13 protein-coding genes are annotated in these 18,603 nt (G+C 38.7%); 10 read left to right on the plus strand and 3 right to left on the minus strand.

Annotation, left to right across the window (positions count from 1 at the left end; all coding sequences use genetic code 11):
* Positions 1-114 precede the first annotated feature (114 nt).
* The 10 genes from ACM46_RS19255 (at position 115) to ACM46_RS19300 (ending at position 16,498) form a co-directional block, all read left to right on the plus strand.
* A complete protein-coding gene (locus ACM46_RS19255; RefSeq protein ID WP_048508329.1) occupies positions 115-2,958 on the plus strand; it encodes a T9SS type B sorting domain-containing protein in 2,844 nt (947 codons plus the stop codon).
* 113 nt (positions 2,959-3,071) lie between these two features.
* Positions 3,072-6,470 carry a T9SS type B sorting domain-containing protein gene (locus ACM46_RS19260; protein ID WP_048508330.1) on the plus strand — a complete coding sequence of 1,133 codons (3,399 nt, stop codon included), beginning with the start codon at positions 3,072-3,074 and terminating at the stop codon, positions 6,468-6,470.
* 160 nt (positions 6,471-6,630) lie between these two features.
* A complete protein-coding gene (locus ACM46_RS19265; RefSeq protein WP_048508331.1) occupies positions 6,631-7,419 on the plus strand; it encodes a hypothetical protein in 789 nt (262 codons plus the stop codon).
* A 207-nt stretch (positions 7,420-7,626) separates the two neighbouring features.
* The gene (locus tag ACM46_RS19270) at positions 7,627-8,400 is read left to right on the plus strand and encodes a DUF6759 domain-containing protein (protein WP_048508332.1); all 774 of its coding nucleotides are present in this window, start codon (positions 7,627-7,629) and stop codon (positions 8,398-8,400) included.
* Between the two features lie 98 nt (positions 8,401-8,498).
* Positions 8,499-9,176 (plus strand): tRNA (guanosine(46)-N7)-methyltransferase TrmB, encoded by a 678-nt coding sequence (trmB, locus tag ACM46_RS19275; RefSeq protein WP_048508333.1) that lies wholly within the window; start codon positions 8,499-8,501, stop codon positions 9,174-9,176.
* A 16-nt stretch (positions 9,177-9,192) separates the two neighbouring features.
* Positions 9,193-9,888 (plus strand): DUF6759 domain-containing protein, encoded by a 696-nt coding sequence (locus ACM46_RS19280; protein ID WP_048508334.1) that lies wholly within the window; start codon positions 9,193-9,195, stop codon positions 9,886-9,888.
* An 11-nt stretch (positions 9,889-9,899) separates the two neighbouring features.
* Positions 9,900-10,337: a DUF6759 domain-containing protein gene (locus ACM46_RS19285; RefSeq protein WP_048508335.1), complete on the plus strand. Its 438-nt coding sequence runs from the start codon at positions 9,900-9,902 to the stop codon at positions 10,335-10,337.
* A gap of 355 nt (positions 10,338-10,692) precedes the next feature.
* Positions 10,693-12,948: a papain-like cysteine protease family protein gene (locus ACM46_RS19290; protein WP_048508336.1), complete on the plus strand. Its 2,256-nt coding sequence runs from the start codon at positions 10,693-10,695 to the stop codon at positions 12,946-12,948.
* Between the two features lie 294 nt (positions 12,949-13,242).
* Positions 13,243-14,877, plus strand: a complete 1,635-nt coding sequence (locus tag ACM46_RS19295) for a DUF1800 family protein (RefSeq protein ID WP_048508337.1) — start codon at positions 13,243-13,245, stop codon at positions 14,875-14,877.
* 4 nt (positions 14,878-14,881) lie between these two features.
* A complete protein-coding gene (locus ACM46_RS19300; protein ID WP_048508338.1) occupies positions 14,882-16,498 on the plus strand; it encodes a DUF1501 domain-containing protein in 1,617 nt (538 codons plus the stop codon).
* A 70-nt stretch (positions 16,499-16,568) separates the two neighbouring features.
* On the opposite strand, the gene rpsB is transcribed toward ACM46_RS19300, so the two are convergent.
* From rpsB to rplM, 3 genes are all read right to left on the minus strand, one after another.
* Positions 16,569-17,330: a 30S ribosomal protein S2 gene (gene rpsB, locus ACM46_RS19305; RefSeq protein WP_048508339.1), complete on the minus strand. Its 762-nt coding sequence runs from the start codon at positions 17,328-17,330 to the stop codon at positions 16,569-16,571.
* 200 nt (positions 17,331-17,530) lie between these two features.
* Positions 17,531-17,917 (minus strand): 30S ribosomal protein S9, encoded by a 387-nt coding sequence (rpsI, locus tag ACM46_RS19310; protein WP_034678948.1) that lies wholly within the window; start codon positions 17,915-17,917, stop codon positions 17,531-17,533.
* 6 nt (positions 17,918-17,923) lie between these two features.
* Positions 17,924-18,379, minus strand: a complete 456-nt coding sequence (gene rplM, locus ACM46_RS19315; RefSeq protein WP_034706094.1) for a 50S ribosomal protein L13 — start codon at positions 18,377-18,379, stop codon at positions 17,924-17,926.
* Between the last annotated feature and the right edge of the window lie 224 nt (positions 18,380-18,603).

The following is an 18,603-nucleotide window of genomic DNA, read 5'->3' on the forward strand; positions in this document are numbered from 1 at the left end:
ACCGCGATTTGATATCGCGGTTTTTTTTTGCCTTAAAATGAATATTTATTGCATATTTTACAATCCTTCTTAAAATATTCTGTTATTTTTGCTGGAATCCTAATTCCCGTATCAATGAAAAATTTTTTACTTACTTTTCTTTTTTTCTTTGCATCAAGTAATCTGTTATTTGCCCAAAGAGATACAGAACACTGGTTTGCTCCTATGGCAGCAACAAGCACCAACGTTAGCTCTCCTCAGCAGGCGCTGTATTTTTCAACAGATTCCACTACTCCGTTTCCTGTGGAAATCTACAGCAACAATATCCTGCTCGGAACCGTAACGGTAGCTAAAGGAGCTCCTCAAACTTTTCAGATCCCTTTAGGAAGTATGGTTACCAGCAATACTTCCGAAATGTTCAAGCCTGTCAATAAAGGATTGTACACAAAAGGGACAAAACCTTATTTTGCAACTTACAGGTTTTCCGTAACCAGCCACGGCGAAATTCTTACTTCTAAAGGTAAGGCCGGAATTGGTAAGAAATTCTACGCAGTAGTATCTCCTATAGAAAATCCTATCGTTTCCTTGAATTTTACATCAGGTATTATGGCGACCGAGGACAATACGGTGGTTACCGTTTCGGATTATTCTCCGGACATCATATTCAGCAATGGATGGACAGGTGCTACCAATCCTACTCTTACCTTCACGCTGAACAAAGGCCAATCTTATATTATTGAAGGAACCGGTGATAAAGCCCCCAATAAAAATGGTTTTATCGGAGCTAAAATAGAAGCCGACAAACCGATTTCCGTAACCAACGGTAATTTCAACGGCCAGTTTGCGATAATTCCTCCGGGCAGTTTCTTCGACGGATCTGATATCGTTATGGACCAGTCTGTGCCTACAGACAGATTGGGAAATGAATTTGTTGTTGTAAAAGGAAATGGCGATATCAGTGAGAGAATGGAAGATGCTCTGATTGTTGCCACCGAAGGCGGAACACAGGTATATATCAACAATGGTGCAACGCCAGCGGTAACCCTTAATGAAGGAGACAGCTACAGAGTGAACGCACTGAGCAACACCAATTACATCAATCAGGGTAACGGCCATTACAATATGTACATCAAGACCACAAAAAATGTATATGTCTATCAGCTATTGGCAGGTGTTGCCACAAGTAACGCAACAATAGGATTCAACTATATTCCTCCTTTGAACTGTTACCTACCCCGAAAAATTGACGAAATTGGAAACATTAATATTCTGCCTCCCACAACCAATAACGTAAAACTGAATATCCTGACAGAAACAGGAGCCGCAGTTACGGTAAATGGGGCTACACCTACTGCTGTACAGGGACCATATCCTGTATCAGGAACCACGTCATGGGTATCGTATTCCGTTCCGAATGTGACAGGAAATGTTACGATCACTTCATCCAAAGCAGTAACTGCAGGAATTTCCGGAGGAAGCGGTGTTGTAGGGTATGGCGGATATTTTGCAGGCTTTTCCTCAATCCCTGTCATTGCCAAACAGACTGGTGATTGTATTCCCGGAATTGTGCTGGAATTAGATGACAGCTTTGATTCTTATCAATGGTACAGAGACAACACCCCTATCCCCGGAGCGGTAACCAATTCTTTCACGCCTACCCAATCAGGTGAGTATACCGTAAAGATTACTGTAGGCTCATGCCCTCCTATCGTTACTCCGGTATATAAAGTATACACCTGCCTTACAGAAACTACTCTGAACCAAACGGTATGTGACGGAGTAAAATTAATTGTACCCACTTTTACCAATTCTACACAATCTGTAGTACCCGGCACTGTAACTATTATTACTCCACCTCTCAACGGTAATGCTGTGATAGATCCAGTGACCGGTGTAATCAGCTATGCTCCTGCTTACAATTATATAGGCCCTGACTCTTTTGTTTATAAATTCTGTGGAAACAATCCCAACTTTACGGATTGTGAGCTAGTAACCCTGAATTTAACAGTTTCTGAAAGCCCGATTGTAAACAATGCATCTTTAAGAGCTTGTTTTCTGGAAGCAAATCATGCTACAGGATTATTCAACCTGACCAATGCCGCTGTAACGACGCAGACAGGTGTCACTAAAAAGTACTACCCTTCTCCTACCGATGCGGACAACAGTACTAACGAAATTTTAAACCCTACCAACTATACAGCCCCTACAGGAGTTGCTTATGTAAAAGTGATTAATGCTAACGGATGTTACAGAATTGCAGAAGTCACACTTACCGTTCTTCCGCCTGTACAATCCAGCGTACTTGTCGACAAAATCATTTGTGTAGAAGATAAGACAACACTTGATGCAGGACCTGGATTCAATGGCTATGAATGGAGCACGGGTGCTACAACGCAGGCTATCCAGAATGCCGGTGTAGGAACGTATTGGGTAAAACTTAAAACAGGGGACTGTGTCACTCTTCAGCATGTAAAAGTATATGCTACGGAGCAGCCAGTTGTTTCAAACATAGAAATTTCAAATACCACCGTTACTGTGTATGCAATAGGCGGAACTCCTCCTTATTTGTACTCAATTGATAATATTCAATGGCAGACTTCCAATATATTTAAAGATGTAGCCAGAGGAATATCTGCCGTTTATGTAAAGGACAACTACAACTGTGAGCCTATCAAAGTGGAAATTACCATTCCGAATCTGATTAATGCAATTACTCCGAACGGAGACGGGGTAAACGATGTACTCGATTATTCCCTTTTATCCGGCAAAAAAAATCTTGAGTTCAGTATTTTTGACCGTTACGGAAGCAAAATATTCCAGGGAGATAAATCCAATGACTACAAATGGGACGGAACTTTAGGCGGAAGCAAAAAAGTACCTACCGGCAACTATTGGTTTGAGATTCATTGGAATGAGCCCAACGGCAAGCAGATTCCGGTAAAATATACAGGCTGGATCATCGTTAAAAGCAGAGAATAATAATCTTATCATATCAATTTTACGGCCGCGATTTTTTTATCGCGGTTTTTTTATTATTTTTTCAAGCCATGAATACTTTTTATTATTAAATTTGTGTTAAACTCAGACCCTGAATGAAGAAAACTCTATCTTTTTTATTTATATTTTGTATTTTCACCTTTACCTTTGCCCAGCTGGACAGAGAGCATTGGTTTGCTCCTATGATGGACAGGAGCGGAAGTCCGAATCCGTATCAGAAATTATATCTATCTACCAATAGAACGACCCCTTTTCCGGTTAATATTTACAACAACAATGTCCTTATCGGAACAGTCAACATCAGTAAAAACAGTCCCCAGAAATTTGATGTATTAAGAAGTTACATCATCACTACTGATCAGGCAGATTTGTTCACTCCTACCACGAAAGGATTATATCTCAAAGCTGAATTTCCTTTTTATGCCAATCTTAGATTTTCTGTGTTTAATCATGCGGAAATCATCACTTCAAAAGGAATACCTTCCACGGGGAAAAACTTTCATGTTGCCAATGTACCCATTAGTGTCAACAACGGAATTTTAAATTTTATGGCCAGCGTTCTGGCTACAGAAGACAATACCACAGTAACCGTAAGCGGCTATAAACCAACGGTACAGTTCTCGAACGGAACAACCGGAGCCGCAAACCCTAATATGACCTTCACCCTCAATAAAGGGCAATCTTATATCATAGATGGCAGAGGCAACATTGCAGACAATTTTGATGGTTTCATAGGGGCTAAAGTCACAGCCAATAAACCCGTCAATGTTACCAATGGAAATTTCAACGGTCAGTATGCCGGAGATTATCCTACGAGCTCTGATATTTTAATGGATCAGGCTGTTCCTGTGGAAAGACTGGGAACAGAATTCGCGCTTGTAAAAGGAAACGGGAGCATCGGATCTAATATGGAAGGTGCCATTATCATTGCTACAGAGGATAATACCCAGATTTTTGTTAACGATGAAATTCCTCCTCTTACAACTTTAAATACCGGACAATATTTCGTTGTTCCCGACTCTAAATATAAATTGCAGGGGGGAACTCATTATAACCTCTATTTAAGAACTACCAAGAATGCTTACGTTTATCAGGTTCTTGCCGGAGATTCTGCTTCGGGAAGTGAAGTAGCCACAGGAGGATTCAATTTTATTCCTGCCCTCAACTGTTATCTTCCCAAACAAATCAATGAATTGGGTCTCATCAATGAAAACTTTGTTCATTCCAATATCAATCCCGGTGGAATCCTGAATATTCCCACCAAGCTCAATCTTATTACGCAAAGAGGCGCGAATGTTACAGTCAACGGAGGTGTTCCGCCCGCTGCAACAGGACCGTTCAATATGACAGGAACCACCAATTGGGTTACTTATGGAATTCCCAATGTAACCGGAACCATCACTGTAGTTTCGGATAAAGCCATTACCGCAGGGATCAATGCGGGAAGTGATGCGGTGGGATACGGAGGTTTTTTTGCCGGTTTTCCCACACAGCCTGTTATTTTAAGATCAGGAGGAGACTGTGTTCCGGGCATTGTACTTACGGTTGACCCGATTATTTATGATACCTATCAATGGTTTGTGAACGGAAACATCATTCCGGGAGCCAACGGATCATCCATAACGCCTACGCAGTCCGGATTTTATACCTGCTCAGTAACTATGGGAAGCTGCGCACCTTTGGTTACGGAACAGTTTAAAGTTCTTAACTGTACCAAACTAAGTACAGCTACCTATCCTGTTTGTGCCACGCAGACCATCACGCCTGCATTCAGCAGCTCTGCCCAAACCCCGGTACCTGCTACCGTAGCTATTGTTACAGCTCCTACACTGGGAACCGCAGTAATAAATCCTGCAACCGGCATTATCACCTATACGGTTACAAACCCGGGAACCGCCGGAACGGATACCTTCAGCTATACATTCTGTGGGAATGATCCTGTCTTTACAGATTGTGAAACCGTAACTGTTACCATTAATATCCAATCCATTACAGTCAACAATGTTACTTTAAAGGCCTGTAATATTAATGGTCAGGGTACATTTGACCTTACTACAGCCAATGTAACCAACAATAATCCGGTCACCATTACTTATTATCCTACCCTGATAGATGCCCAGACGGAAAATGCGGCTGCACTTATTACCAATTCCAATGCCTATAATGCTCCGGATGGGACTATTGTGTTTGCTGTTGTGAAAAATAGCTTAGGATGTAAAAGTATTGCTCAGATTACCCTTTCATTATACAACCTTGCGATTGTACTGAATAACTATAACGGTGTTTTCTGTGATGATAATATGGATGGAACCGTTACGGTGATATTGTCCAATATAACAGGTATTGTTCTTAATAATCCGGGATATTTTACCAATGTAAGATACTATGCCACACTGGCTGATGCCAACGCAGGCAATGCCAATACGCTGCCTAACAACTGGAGCTACAACGCTGCTACGACTATTTTTATCCGGGTAGAATCTCCGGATGGCTGTGCTGTTGTTGTACGACCTTTACAGTTCAGTATCGGGCCCCGAATTCCTTTAATCACAAATGCCGCAGTCACCAATGCATGTGATGATGATCTGGATGGAATAAAAGCCGTTAACCTCGCCCAATTCATCCCGCAGTTTACAGCAGACCCGAATGTAACCTACACCTTCCATATAAGTTTAGCTGACGCACAAAACGACAGCAACGCCATAGCCGCAACAGCGAATATTACAGGAACACAGACTTATTACATCCGGTTTGAGAAAAACGGAGTCTGTCCGGAAGTAGGATCCATCAGAATTACCGTTAAAACGCCTAAAAAATCAGACATATTAAAAGATCAGATCATTTGTCCTAAAGCAACTACCAATCTGGATGCAGGTCCGGGATTTGAAAACTATCTGTGGAGTACCGGAGCAGCTACCCCTGCCATTACGAATGTCCCGGTAGGCAGCTATTGGGTAGATCTTACCTTCAACGGCTGTGTTTACAGACAGTATGTGAACGTTACAGAATCACCGCTTCCAGTCATCAGCTCTATTGAGATCAACGGATCTACAGTAACAATAGGAGCAAGCGGCGGAACACCTCCTTATGAATATTCCCTGGATGGCGTCAACTGGCAGACTTCGAATGTCTTCAACAATCTGACGAGAGGAAGGTACAAAGTATTTGTACGCGATTCTAAACTGTGTGACGAAGTAACAAGAGAATTTGCCATCATTAACCTGATTAATACCATCACCCCAAATCTTGACGGACACAATGAACAGATTGATTATTCTGCTTTAATGACCAATACCAATCTGGAATTCAGAATATTTGACAGATACGGTGCGGAAATTTTCAGAGGAAGCCCGGAAAACCGATTTACCTGGAACGGAAGAGTAGGCGGAAGACCTGTTTCTACAGCTACTTATTGGTATTTCATCAGCTGGACAGAGTACGGAACTTCTACTTCTGTAAAATACTCTAGCTGGCTGTTGGTAAAAAACAAATAAGGCATATTATCGGTTAAAAATTCGCCGTATCTTTCTTATTAATGTAAGTTTATAACATTCATTAACAGTTTAGTATTAAAGTTTAATATAACTTTAACCTGTGATTATGATCTTAATAGGCATGAATTGCTGTATTTCTACGTAATTTTGCCCTAATTATATGAAGAAGCTAATTACCCTTTTGATGCTGGTTTTTCTGGTGAAAATCAGTGCACAGATATACTCCGGAGAGGTATTTTTAAGAGACAACTCAATCCTGTATCTCAATCAGGTTTATGTGACCAATCTGAATACCCAGAAAACTGTACTTACCGATTATAACGGGAGCTACAATATTCCTGCCGCTGCGGGTGATGTTATTCGTTTTACCTCTATTGTAACGGAGCGAAAAGACGTGAAACTTACGCCCCAAATGATGCAGCAGAAAAATTTAATTGAATTAAAAATTGCGTATTATGAAATTCAGGAAATTGTTCTGACCAGATTCAAACCTACCGGAAATCTAAGGTATGACGTTAATTCCATAAGAAAAGAAGATAAAGGACTTGCCATAAAAAAAGTAATCGGGCTGCCTGAACCTAAAGGAGACGGAACTTCGCCGGAACTTCCTGTAGCAGGATTAAGAGATGGCGGGCTTACCTTCAGCTTAGAGAGTATTTACGATATTCTTTCGGGCGACAGAAAGAAAAAGCAAAGGTATATGGCTTATGAAAGGATGAACAATTCTGTGACGCAGATTAAAAATTATATGGGGAAAGATTATTTCACCAAGTTCAAAATCCCGGAAAACCTGATTGATAATTTCCTTCAGTTCGTTTATACTTCAGAAAACATTGAAGCTTATGTGCTGGCCGGCAATTTTGAAGCCATCAAAATACCGATAGAAAAATACCTTCCTATTTATCAGAAAAGGCTCAAAACTTCGAATCTACAGGAGATCGTAAAATAGTTTTTTCGATATTAAAAACCTTCAAAGACATGTATACCATTCAAAATTTATAGTATACATGTCTTTTTTTATTTAAAATATTCTTAAATTTCATATCACAAACAAGTGTTTAAAATAAAACCATAAGTATCCCGTTATTTAGAGGAAAAAACTAATTGCCAAACACCAATTAAGAAAGAACACCAACTTTTACTTAATATTTTGTCAATGAAAAAAATATTTTTACTTTTTGCTTCCATATTGTTTTGTAGCCTGTCTGCCCAAAAAAAGGGAAAAGACTACAGTAATATTTTAAAAAGCAAAAACATCTACGAAATCAATGCTTTTCTAAGAGATGCTCATCCTGACGACCCCCGCAGATCTGTATTGAAGCCCCGGGTAATGGAAATGATGACAGCTTACATCAAGGATGCCCACCCGGCGGATCAAAAGGTAAAAGACATGCAGGAAATGCTCGCTTTACTGAAAAGAAGACCTTCTACAAAGATCAGCTTTGATGAAATGAACGCCATTATCAAACAGAAACAAATCGCCAAATACAAGGCAGAACTCGCTGCCAAGAAGTCTACCGCAGTCTATACTCCAAGTAATGCCCAAAATACTTTTGTTGTGAATACAACGGCCAATGCAGCTATTCCTAATGCAGAAGCAGAAGAATTTAATATGCTGATGGCTGTAAATCCTGTAGAACATCAAAACAAAACCGTAAAAATTTTAAATTCATTATTCGATAATGATCCCAACAGCAAGGAAAGTATCGTTCTTATTCAGAATAAATCGGACTGCAATATCATTGTAAGGATGGAAGGCGTGGGAACCACCAAATACCGGCTTGCCGTTCCTGCTCATGATGAGAGCTCCATTGTAATAGATAAGGGACAGTATCTTTTCACCAGTCTGGTGTGTGGCGCGCAGTATGCTTCGCAAAAAACAATTCAGAAGGCAATTATGGTAGCGCTGGGCAGTTCTGCAGCTCCATAAACGTTCTATAAATATACTCAGTACATGTCTTTTATACGTAAAAGGCAAGGTAATCTATATAAAATTTGCTATTTTTGCGGGATTTTATAAATGACTCGATGGGCAAAAATAAATTAGCAAGATTCGCAGAAAACAAGATTTTACCAAACGTAATTCAGCCAACCAGAGAAGATGCGCTGAACGGCTTTCCGCTTAAAGGAAAATGGAGAGAGGAATTCTTTAAGAACGATCATCCAATCGTATTGGAATTAGGCTGTGGAAAGGGTGAATATTCTGTAGGACTTGCGAAAACATTTCCTGAAAAAAACTTCATCGGGATAGATATTAAAGGAGCCAGATTCTGGTTCGGAGCTAAAGAAGCTGTTGAAAACGGTATGAATAATGTGGCATTCCTGAGATCACAGATCGAACTGGTAGATCATTTTTTTGCAGAAAATGAAGTAGATGAAATATGGATCACTTTCCCTGACCCACAGATTAAATACAAGCGTACCAAGCACAGACTTACCCATCCTGACTTTTTAGCCCGTTATAAAAAATTCCTGAAGCCGGGCGGAATCATCCATTTAAAAACAGATTCTGAATTCCTGCACGGATACACACTGGGTTATTTACAAGGAGCAGGACATGAAATTATTACGGCTCACCATGATATTTACGGCGCTCCGGAATACGATCCGAACACAGAACACCTGAGAGATATAAAAACATACTACGAAGAGCTCTTCTCAGCCAAAGGAAAAACGATTACTTATATAAAATTCCGCATAAGCTAATGACATAAACACCTTGATGAAAAAAAAATTAACGACCTTTCTCTTCATTTTCCTGATTTCGGGTTTCGCTACTGCGCAGAAAAACAGCAAAGAAATTCTAAAAAGCACCAATATCAGGGAAATTGAAGACTATCTCAAAAATGCACATCCCGAAGATCCTAAAAGAAGCGTACTGAAGCCCAAGCTTATCGCTCTTAAAAATGCTGAATGGACAAAAGGAGCCGCAAAAGCCAAACCTATGGAGGCCAGACCCGTTATGACGGATATCCCCAAGAGGTTTATGAAGAATTCCAATTCCGATGATGCAGAAGAGTTTAAAAGACTTCTCGCGGAAACGTCTGATCAGCATAAAGAAAAAACAGTGAAGCTTCTGAACGCCATGTTTGATGAAGACATCACCCGAAAGGAGGCAGTTCTGCTGTTTAGAAATAATTCGGACTGCAATATCATTCTGAAAATTGAAGGCAAGGATTTTTATAACCTGGCTGTTCCGGCCCATGGAGAAAACTTTATCGTTCTCAATAAGGGTTCATACACGCTGAACAGCAATGTTTGCGATATTAAATACGCGTCTTCAAAAGACATAAAAAAAAGTATATTTGTAGTGATTGAAAACCCCGGCATACCTAACAAGCCACAACCAGAAAAAGATCTGGCAGAAGGCCAGAAGGAAAAGGTACCGGCAAAATCAGTAAAAAAGAAAAGATCATAAAAACAACCGGTATGAAAAAGCTATTTGTATGCTCTACCCTCTCGCTTATTCTCATTAGCTGTAATGCCAACTACGGCAGCTATCCTGTGAGAACCACCTACCCTTCCGGGTCAGGAAGCAATAGTTCAGCCAATACAGAAAGAGAATATGCTGAGCTGATTAAAACCTATAAGCCCGAAACAGCGGATGTTTTAAATGATCTTCTTAACGCAGATTCTCCCGGTAACCCCAAAACTTCAATTTCCGTGGAAAATCAGTCACGATGCAATATGGTTCTTACCGTAAGCGGAAACGGATTTTTCAAAAAGATTCCCATAGCTTCCGGTAAAGTGGGATATACCATGGTTCCTAAAAACCAGAATTATAAACTATCCGGGATGCTTTGTAATTCTTCGTACCAGTCTACTAAATTCATTTCAACTTCTTATTCTGTGAAATTATCAAACTAACAGTTTCGATATTGAATGGTAAAAAATAAAATCTCTAAATAAAAACCGCTGTGCTTATGTACAGCGGTTTTTTTATTTCTCATCATTATCAATACTTCACTGAATAATATTAAAAAAACAAGCTGTTGTTTTATCTTTTTCATTGTTTATAAAAAAATGATTATTTAATTCCCATATTAAAAACCAGATACTAAAAGTCATATAACACACTAGTATTCAATTCAAAATAATTAAATATAACAACTGACTATATCATTATATGGAGAAATATTAATAACTTTAATATTGTAAAATGAAAACAATAAACAGTTTTTATTGAAAATAATCTAACCAACCATTAAAAACTATATTAATCATGAAACAAATTGAAAAAGAACAAACTCAGCAAAAAGCTGAGAAAGCAGTATTGAAAACTTTGGCTGAGACAAATTCCGGCAAATTAATTTTCAAAACAGATGAAAAAATATCCGTAACAGACGGCATACCTCCTTCACAGCAGTACTTGTGGAAAACTTCACTCCCCGGATGTGGTAACGAAATCGTTTCTGTACTGGTGAGTAATAATTACATCTACGCAGGCTCCAATGGATTCGTCTATCAATTGGATATGGATGGAAAAGTCCTGAAAACAAATAATCTTCCGGGAAGAGGCCATGGAGAAATCAGATTGGATATTACCGATGACTATCTTGTCGTGGGAACCACCGGATATGTGGTGCTGATCTCACTGTCAGATTTTGATAATACGAATGCCAATATAAACACTTCGCTTCCCGGATGTGATACCAACATCGTTTCCGTATTTGCAGGCAATGGTTATATTTTTGCGGGTTCAGACGGATACGTTTACCAACTGAGCCTTAGCGGAGAACTGCTTGCCACCAATACGCTTCCGGGAAGAGGTAACCACGAAGTACGTCTTACCACTACCGACACCTATCTTGTCGCTGGAATATACGGATATATCACCTTAGTTTTGATTACAGATTTTGACAATACTGATCGGAATATCGATATCTCTCTGCCGGGAAGCGGATATGCCACCGTTTCTGTACTGTCCGATAATAATTACATTTACGCAGGTTCAAATGGATATGTTTATCAATTTGAATTGAACGGGAATCTCATAGCCAGCAATAATCTTCCGGGAATGGATCATAAGGAAGTCCGTCTGGCACTCAATTCCACTTATCTTATTGCAGGAACCAACGGTTATGTTGTCTTGGTTACACTTAATAGCTTTGGAGATACAACCCTGAATCTCAATATCTCTCTTCCGGGTTGTGACTTTAACATTGTTTCCGTAAAATCTGAAGGAGATGTGATTTTTGCAGCGTCCAATGGATACGCCTATCAGTTATCCGGTAACAGCGGTAACATTATGGTGGTCTATGGTCTTCCGGGATTGAGCAACCATGAAATAAGAATTGACAGTGAAAACTACCAGCTTTATCTTGGTACTTACGGATATCTCGCAGCAACAGAACAAACCGTTGTACTTGATGTAGATATTATCGGGCAGGAAACCAACAGCTGGTGTTGGGCTGCCAGCGGGCAGATGATCATGAAATATTTGGGCACCAATATCAGCCAATGTGAACAGGCCAATTATCGCTTCGGATTAAACAATTGCTGTATTACCCCTACTCCATCCAACTGTGTCCGTGGCGGGTCGCCAGATTTTAACCATTGGGGATTTAATTACGACCTTACCAATCCGGGTGATGCCTTGTATTTTGATGAGCTTCAAAATCAGTTCGATTCAAATATGCCGGTTGCCTTCTCCTGGAGATGGAATGGAGGCGGAGGCCATGTACAGGTAGCCATAGGATATTCATCGCTTTCCGAAATGGTTGCCGTGAACGACCCGTGGCCGCCACAAAAAGGTACTTTTAAGTGGTTATCTTACAGCGCCTATGTTCAAGGTTCTACCTATAGACATGGAGAAGATTTTTATAATATTTACAAAAATACAAACCTCATTCCCAATACATCTATGAGTAGTAAAAATTCAAATATAAAACCTAATCCTTTCAGCAATCCTGATGAAGCTGTCAACGACGGACTGAATAAATTTCTATACCTGGCAGATGATAAAAATTACAGAAAAATGGGATTAGGAAAAATGGTAAGTAATCCGGATTCGCTTCAGGCAGATTCAAATTATCTAGAAGTCTATTTCATCAGATATGACAGTTTATTGACTTTTAATAAAAATGGCTCTGCTTCCGATATCCTGATTGATCTTCATGAAAGAATGTATCCTGTAATTCATGAGAATGAAGTGGTATCGGCCATTACCATTCGTCTGGATAACCATGAAAAATGGGAAGTAAAGAGTATTGGAGATTCTCCATTAATTAAAGAAGCTACTTCTCTAAGGAAACAGTTAAAAGATATCCATTCGAAATTCTTTATCGTAACCATTCCGAGCTTATATTATCTTTTTCTTGGCTATTTTGAGCATGATAATAGACTAAAGCTTATAGAAATCAATGCCGGAAATGACAATTCATTAACCCAGGATAGTCAGCAGGATGCCTCTGAAATACTTTCTACAATAAAAGAAAAGGCCATGAACAATCCATTTCCTCTTACGGGGGAAGAGTAGAATAAATTCCATCATTCTATATAAAGCTAAACGCCGCAAAGTAAAAACTTCACGGCGTTTAACTATATTAAAGAAAATCTTTAATTATTCAGCATCTGCTGATGCAGATGCTTTTTTACCTTCTTTTTTAGAGAAAATTTCTTCCAGGAGAAAAATAAAACATCCCCCCTTTCAAAAAATTTATTATTAAAGAAGGTCTATTTCAATTACAATTATCATATTCATACGATAATAATAATTTATTTATCTTAATTTCAATAAAAAACATATATTTGACTAAAAACTTGTACCATTATGCCAAGCCTTACTCCCAAAACAAACGTCCTTGGATTTTCAAATGCGTACCATCTTTTGAGACGCACGACGTACAATATAACGAAAGCAAAAATTACAGAATTTTCAACCAAAACTCCTACGGAAGCCATAATGGCTTTGTTTACTTTCACTACACCCAATCCGCCATCTCCATTGAATAATATTGGAGAAACGATTATTCCTACAGCAGCGAATTCTACCATTACAGACACCCAGGCAACAGCAAACAACGTGAGGAATGACCTTTACTGGTGGCTGTACAGTGCGCTGAAAGACCCTTCAGCACAACATAAAATTGCTTTTTTCCTTCATCTCCTGTTTATAACCGATGACAACACCTCATTCTGGACCAATTATGACTACAAAGAACTTCTTAGATTTCACGTTAATGGAAGTCTCAAAGATTTGGCCGTAAGAGTGACACAAAACCCTAGAATGTTGACCTATTTAAATAATAATGTCAACCAAAATACAAGTCCGAACCAAAACTATGCGCGGGAATTTCTGGAACTATTCACCATTTTAAAAGGGCCACAGATTGCCACCGGAAACTATACCAATTACACAGAAACAGATGTGCAACAGGCTGCCAGAGTATTGACAGGATTTTCGCTCACATCAGCTATTCATTTAGATAAGACAGCAAGACTTACCTCTCTGGATCCTGTTACCAGTTTACCAAGAGGTGAAGTAAAAATAAATAGGCATGACACGGGGAACAAAACCTTTACAGGTGCTTTTGGAGGTCAAATTATTACTGGAGGAACCACTGAAGCCACCATAAAAGACGAGCTTCAGAACTTTGTTAATATGATTTTTAATCAAGATGAAACGGCAAAAGCTTATTGTCGGAGAATATACCGCTATTTTGTCGGAAGAGAGATTACAACAGAGATAGAAACGGACATCATAGTTCCGCTTGCAACCGCCTTGAAGGCCGACAATTATAATATTTTGCCCACGCTTGCAACATTGTTGAAGAGTAAGCATTTTTATGATGAAGAAGACGCAATCGTTGGAGATCAAATTATCGGAAGCTTAGTAAGAAATCCCGTTGAGCTTTATCTCCACATGTTTTCTTTACTGAATCTGCAGATGCCGCTTTACTCAGCAAATCCTTCAGCAATACACAGCCTAATGAATGTTGTAAATACCTATTCCAGCAATGCGGGAATGCCTATTTTCAGACCACAATCGGTGAATGGATATTCAGGGTATTCCAGCAGTCCTAATTATGATAAAAACTGGATCACAACTTCTTCACTCAGGATAAGGTACACCAATACAATTGATTATTTAATTAATGGATTGACCTATAACGGTTTTAATTTTAAATTAAATAATGCCGCTTTTGTAAAAGACAGTGGTTATTTTTCAAATCCCGGAAATGCAGATATACTGGTAACAGAATTTTTACAAATGATGTTTGTAGAAGTACCGGATGGTGATCGTTATAACTATTTTAAAACTATTTTTTTGAACAATTTAAGTCCAACCAACTGGCTTAATGAATGGAATAATTATATCAATACCGGTGTCATAACCAATGTGAAAATCCCAATTGACAGACTCTTAAAAGCTATTATTAAATCTCCGGAATTCCAAATCATCTAAAATCATGAACAGAAAAGACTTTTTAAAATTAGTTTCTCTTGCAGGGGTAGGAACTCCGTTTTATCTCAACGGAATGCCTTCAAGGTTTATGAATCAATTTTTGGATTTACAATTGAATTGTGATACAGTAAACGACCGTGTTTTGGTGATCTTACGACTTGCAGGAGCGAATGATGGTTTAAATACCGTAATTCCTATCAGTCAGTACAGTACCTATTCTGCATTGAGGCCGAGTATTAAAATTAACAATACAGGAACCGGAAGCTACATCCCTTTGGACAGTACAGTTTCCTCAGCTAAATTGGTTGGTTTAAACCCTTCCATGACAGGATTTAAAGATTTGTATGATTCCGGGAAATTATTGTTGATGAATGGGGTAGGATATCCAAATCCAAATTATTCCCATTTCAGATCAGAAAATCTTATGTTTGCGGGGAAAGACGGATCTACAAGTGCAGATCTTCTCGATGGAATGTTTGGAAGATATCTGGGTGCATTATATCCTGGTCTTGCAGGAAATCCCACGACTTTAAGTCCGGATCCTCTGGCCATTCAGATGGGAAATCTCAATCCCTGTTTATTTTATGAGCATACTACGGAAAAAAATATTGAATATAACCTGACGGGGTTTCAAAATTCAATGTTCAACACTTTAAAAAACTTATTAAATTCCGAGTATCAGGATCTTTTAACCTATATCAAAGGGGTTGCGGCAAGCATGGACAGCTATTACAACAGAGTAATGCAGGTTTTCAATACCGGCGTGAATTCTTCAGCAACCTACCCCAACTCTTCTTTAGGAAAACAGCTAAAAACTGTTGCCAGAATGATTCAGGGTGGAAGTAAAACTAAAATTTTCCAGGTTAACATCAGCGGATTCGACACCCACGTGAGCCAGGTGCAGGCAGGAAGCACTCACCTCGGAACACATGCCAATCTTCTTGCCGATATCAGCAACTCTTTGAAAGCATTTCAAACAGACATTCAACAGCTGGGAATTGCAGACAAGATCATGACGGTTACTTTCAGTGAATTTGGAAGACAGGTAAGAGAAAATGCAAGCACAGGGACCGATCATGGTGATCTTGCACCATTTTTTGTAATAGGAAATGCAGCTGCTGCAGGAATTCTGGGTGATCATCCCGTCTTTACGAATTACACCAGTTATTATTACAATCAAAATCAAAGAAGATATGATTACCGTCAGATTTTCGCATCACTTCTCCAAGATTGGCTGGGAGCAAGTACAAGCCTGATGGTAACTTCCGAGCTGGATTATTACGTAACAGGGGCACAAAAAGTTGATGTAATAAAAGATTCTCAAAAAGCAAATGCAGTTTGCACAACTTTGGGAACCTCAAATCTAATCGCTGAAAATGGCATTAAAATCTATCCTGTTCCGGCAAATCAATATGTTTATGTGGAACTGGACAGTAGAAAATCATCCGAAATTACGTATCAGCTTTTGGATATGACCGGAAGAAGTATTCTGCAACGTTCGGAACATATAGTTTCCAATCGTCTGGAGATTAATGTTTCAGATATTCTTCAGGGAAACTATATTTTAAAAGTGAAAGCTAATGGTAAAGAAGTTACAAAAAAGATAATCGTTACCCATTGAAATCATTTATAAAAACAAAAAACGCTGGACCTAAATCCAGCGTTTTTCCTATATTAAAGAAAATCTTTAATTATTCAGCATCGAAATCAGCATCTGTATCAGCAGATACTTTTTCTCCTTCTTCTTTAGATTTTTCTTTATCAGCTTTTCTTTGAGACTGACCTTCTTTGATAGAATCAGAAACGATGTTTAAGATCATATCAATAGACTTAGAAGCATCATCGTTTCCTGGGATAACGAAATCTACTTTTCTTGGATCAGAGTTTGTATCAACAATACCGAAAACTGGAATACCTAATTTCTTAGCTTCAGTTACAGCAATGTGTTCTCTCATGATATCTACAACGAAGATTGCAGAAGGAAGACGAACCATGTCAGAGATAGAACCTAAGTTTTTCTCTAAGTTAGCTCTTTGTCTGTCTACCTGTAATCTTTCTTTTTTAGATAAAGTTTCGAACGTACCGTCTTTTTTCATTTTGTCGATATGGTTCATTTTCTTTACCGCCTTTCTGATAGTAACGAAGTTCGTTAGCATACCACCTGGCCATCTTTCTGTAATATAAGGCATATTAAGTTCAGCAGCGTGTTTTGCTACTACTTCTTTCGCTTGCTTTTTAGTTGCAACGAAAAGAACTTTTTTACCTGCAGAAGTTAATTTTTCTAAAGCGCTACAAGCTTCATCCAATTTAACTGCTGTTTTATGTAAGTCTACAATGTGAATACCGTTTTTCTCCATAAAAATGTATGGAGCCATATTTGGATTCCACTTTCTAGTCATGTGACCGAAGTGTACGCCAGCCTCTAAGAGGTCTTTTACATTTGCTTTTGCCATGTTTTCTGTTTTTGTTAGTTTACTTTCCGTCTTTTAAACAATCAACAACTTCTTTAGATGGGAGAAGCGTTTGGATGCTAAACGTAACGGGCAATTTTTGCTTTAGGCTTTAGGCATTAAGCTGTAAGCTTTCAAGCGGATTAAAAATTTTAATAAGTTCAAATAGCTTATTGCATATTGCTTTAAGCTTACCGCAATTCTTAACGTTTTGAGAATTGGAATCTCTTTCTTGCTTTTTTCTGACCTGGCTTCTTTCTTTCCACCATTCTTGCGTCTCTTGTAAGTAAACCAGCTGGTTTCAAAGCTAATCTGAATTCAGCATTGATTTCGCATAAAGCTCTTGAAATACCTAATCTGATAGCTTCTGCCTGACCTGTATTACCACCACCGAAAACATTTACGGTAACGTCATACTGACCAACAGTTTCAGAAAGGATGAACGGTTGGTTCAATTTATAAACCATCACGTCTGTAGAGAAATAAGTTGCAGCATCTTTACCGTTTACTGTAATGTTACCAGTTCCTGGCTTTACATAAACTCTAGCTACAGAAGTTTTTCTTCTTCCGATTTTGTGAACTATAGACATAATTAATTATTTAAATTCGTTAACATTAATTGTTTTAGGCTGCTGAGCTTCATGTTTGTGCTCAGTTCCTTCATATAGATAAAGGTTCTTCAATAAAGCAGATCCTAATCTGTTTTTAGGCAACATACCTTTTACAGACTTCTCTAATACTTTTAAAGAATCTTTCTTCTGAAGTTCAGCCGCAGTCATAGACTTCTGTCCACCAGGGTAACCTGTATGCCAGATGTAAGTCTTATCAGCCCACTTATTTCCGGAAAGCGTAATTTTCCCAGCATTCAAAACGATTACGTTATCACCACAATCTACGTGAGGTGTAAAGTTCGTTTTGTGCTTACCTCTCAAAATCTTTGCAACCGTAGAAGCTAGTCTTCCTAACGGCTGTCCTTCAGCGTCTACCACAACCCATTCTTTATTAGCAGTAGCTTTGTTCGCTGAAACAGTTTTGTAACTTAATGTATTCACACGTTTTAGTTAAAGATTAAACATAATTTCCCCCTAAAAGGGTGTGCAAAGGTACAAATAATTTTTGTAACCCAAAAACATATTTCATTTAATCTATGTAACCTCCCCATTTTCACCATGTTTTAATAGATTTTAACTTATTATTAAGATTTGGCACAGAACTTGCAAAATAGATGACCGATGAAAAAATCGTTTCGAAGATTCTAAAAACACGCCTGATAAAG

Origin of the sequence: Chryseobacterium angstadtii (assembly GCF_001045465.1) — a bacterium.
Taxonomy (GTDB): domain Bacteria; phylum Bacteroidota; class Bacteroidia; order Flavobacteriales; family Weeksellaceae; genus Chryseobacterium; species Chryseobacterium angstadtii.

Coding starts and splice junctions, on each gene's coding strand:
- ACM46_RS19255 (WP_048508329.1), top strand. CDS start 115: ATGAAAAATTTTTTACTTACTTTTCTTTTTTTCTTTGCATCAAGTAAT.
- ACM46_RS19260 (WP_048508330.1), top strand. CDS start 3,072: ATGAAGAAAACTCTATCTTTTTTATTTATATTTTGTATTTTCACCTTT.
- ACM46_RS19265 (WP_048508331.1), top strand. CDS start 6,631: ATGAAGAAGCTAATTACCCTTTTGATGCTGGTTTTTCTGGTGAAAATC.
- ACM46_RS19270 (WP_048508332.1), top strand. CDS start 7,627: ATGAAAAAAATATTTTTACTTTTTGCTTCCATATTGTTTTGTAGCCTG.
- trmB (WP_048508333.1), top strand. CDS start 8,499: ATGGGCAAAAATAAATTAGCAAGATTCGCAGAAAACAAGATTTTACCA.
- ACM46_RS19280 (WP_048508334.1), top strand. CDS start 9,193: ATGAAAAAAAAATTAACGACCTTTCTCTTCATTTTCCTGATTTCGGGT.
- ACM46_RS19285 (WP_048508335.1), top strand. CDS start 9,900: ATGAAAAAGCTATTTGTATGCTCTACCCTCTCGCTTATTCTCATTAGC.
- ACM46_RS19290 (WP_048508336.1), top strand. CDS start 10,693: ATGAAACAAATTGAAAAAGAACAAACTCAGCAAAAAGCTGAGAAAGCA.
- ACM46_RS19295 (WP_048508337.1), top strand. CDS start 13,243: ATGCCAAGCCTTACTCCCAAAACAAACGTCCTTGGATTTTCAAATGCG.
- ACM46_RS19300 (WP_048508338.1), top strand. CDS start 14,882: ATGAACAGAAAAGACTTTTTAAAATTAGTTTCTCTTGCAGGGGTAGGA.
- rpsB (WP_048508339.1), bottom strand. CDS start 17,330: ATGGCAAAAGCAAATGTAAAAGACCTCTTAGAGGCTGGCGTACACTTC.
- rpsI (WP_034678948.1), bottom strand. CDS start 17,917: ATGTCTATAGTTCACAAAATCGGAAGAAGAAAAACTTCTGTAGCTAGA.